The 2,242-nt window shown below is 77.7% G+C and carries 1 protein-coding gene and 1 pseudogene; both read right to left on the bottom strand.

The annotated features are described in order from the left end of the window. Nucleotides 1-1,078: pseudogene (locus B0E53_RS35705) on the bottom strand (hypothetical protein); the annotation flags it as partial. After that, nucleotides 1,075-2,242 (bottom strand): ABC transporter permease (locus tag B0E53_RS35700; RefSeq protein ID WP_146167947.1); only part of this gene is annotated, 1,168 nt, incomplete at its 5' end. The pseudogene B0E53_RS35705 and the gene B0E53_RS35700, both read right to left, overlap by 4 nt.

Below are 2,242 nucleotides of genomic sequence, written 5' to 3'. Positions count from 1 at the left end.
CGGCGAGGCCGCGGCCCAGCACCGCGGCGGTCGCCCCGCCCCGGGCGCGCAGCAGCGCGTACTCGCCCTGGCGGCGGCGCGCGGCGAGGCGGGCGGCGAGCAGGATCAGGCCGGCCAGCGTGGCGAGCAGCCCGGCCGCGATGACGGCGAGCAGCGTACGGGCGGCGGCGAGCGACTGGGCGAACTGGCGCAGGGGGATGTCGACGCCCTGGGTCAGGGTGAGCCCGGCGGGGCGGGTCCGCTCCAGCGCGGCGAGCCCGTCTACCAGGGCGGTGAGCTGCGCGGGGGCGACCCGGTCGGGAGACACCCGGTAGCGCCAGGCGAAGCTGACCGGCCAGCCCGAGGTCGCGGCCCCGTCGAACCCGGCCTCGGAGGTGTAGCCGACGGTCAGGAAGGGCTGCCCGTCGCTCGTGGGCGCGGCGATCCGCAGCATCGACGGCAGCGCGTCCCAGATCCCGGCGTGCGGGTCGGTGGGCCGGAAAACGCCGACCAGGGTCAGCGTGCGGCGCCGTACCGGGTTGCCGTCCTGATCGAGGATGGACAGGGCGAAGGTGTTGCCGGCGCGGATCCCGAGCGGGCCGGCCACGGTGTCGGCGAGGGCCACCTCGATGGCGTCGCCGGCGTCACGGCCACCGGCCGGCCAGCGCCCGTCGGCCAGGGTGGCCGCCTCGGGCAGCCCGGTCATGGTGCGCAGGCTGAGGTCGATCAGGCCCTTGTCGGCGCTCAGGGTCTTCCCGGTCAACCGGGAGAACCCGGTCTGCGCCGCGTACCACCGCTCGCCGATGGTCTGCCGCACGGCCGGAGGCATCCGCGCCTCGACGGTGGCCAGCTCGGCGGCGCGGGTGGCGGCGATCCGGGAGGCGGTCCGGGGCAGCACCTCCTGCTCGGTGGTGTACGTCAGGTCGCGCCGGGCCACCGGCTGGGCGGCCACGTGCTCCCGCAGCCCCTGCCCGGTGAGCCGGTCGGCGACCCGGGGCACCGCGGTGATCAGCAGCGCGGTGACCAGGGTCAGGACGGCGAGCAGCAGGAAGTGCCCCCCGTACGCCCGGACCCGCCGCGGCGCACCTGACGGACTCATCGTTCTCCCCCGATCCGGAGCTGTGCGGCGGACACCCGACGGCGGATGCCGGTGGTGATGAGGGCGGCGAAGGCCAGCGCGGCCAGCAGCAGCCCGGCGGCGGTCAGGCCGACCGGCGACCACGGCACGGTGAACACCGCCTCGGGCACCGGCCGGCCGGCGGCCGGGGTGAGGATCACCAGCGGCACCATGGTGGCCGCGACGCCGGCCCCCACCAGCAGTCCGACGCCGACGCCGATGCCGGCCAGGAACGCCTGCTCGGCGAGGAGAGCGCGGGCCAGCAGCCGGGCGTTCGCACCGAGCGTGTGCAGCACGGCGAACTCCGCGAGCCGGTGCCGGGTGGTGGCCCAGACGTCCACGGCGAGGCCGACGAGGGCGAGCAGCACCGAGCCGAGCGCGGCGGCGAGCAGCCCGGTGCGGGCCCCCCGCCAGTACGGGTCGCGGGCCGCCTCCGCCGCCACCTGCCGCCGGTCGAGCAGCGTGGTGCCGGCGAACCCGGCCAGGTGCTCGGCCGCGGCGGCGTGGCCGCCCGCGTCGGCGCCCAGCCACCACTCGGCCACCGGGCGGATCGTGCCCTGCTGGCGTAGCAGCAGGTTGGTGGCGGCGGGCAGGTCCAGCAGCACCCCGTCGGCGGCGGTGCCGGGTACGGCGGCCACCTGGCCGACCACCTTCACGGGCAGTGACACGCCGGACAGCGGCAGGTCCACGGTGTCGCCGGTGCGGACGTTCAGCGCGGCGGCGGCGCCGGGGGTGACCAGGGCGGGCACGGGCGGGTCGTCCGCGGCGGGCACCACGGCGAACCGGGACGAGGGTTGGCGCGCGAACTGCAGGGCGCCGTCCGGCAGGTCGATGCGGTGGATGACGTCGAGTCCGGTCCCGGCGACCCGGGCCGGGCCTCCCGGCCCCTGGGCCGTGGTGATCCGCCAGCTGCCGTCGACCGGCAGCGGCAGTGGCGCGCCGCCGGCGTCGGTGAGCCGGAGCCCGGCGATCTGCAGCTGGTAGGTGAAGCCGACCGCCGCGCCGCCGTCCGCCAGTGGCACCCGCCAGGCGGCGCCGGTGTCGGTGGTGAGGAACGCGGACACGGCCACCTGCGGGGTCTCGAACGGGGTGTCGACCGGGGCGCGGACGGTGCCGGCGAGGGTGTGCGCGCCGGCCGGCAGGACC

The sequence above is a fragment of the Micromonospora sp. MH33 genome (genome assembly GCF_003013775.1).
Classification (GTDB): Bacteria; Actinomycetota; Actinomycetes; order Mycobacteriales; family Micromonosporaceae; genus Micromonospora; species Micromonospora fulviviridis.
The sequence above is the reverse complement of the archived record's forward strand: the minus strand, read 5'-3'. Positions and strand labels throughout refer to the sequence as shown.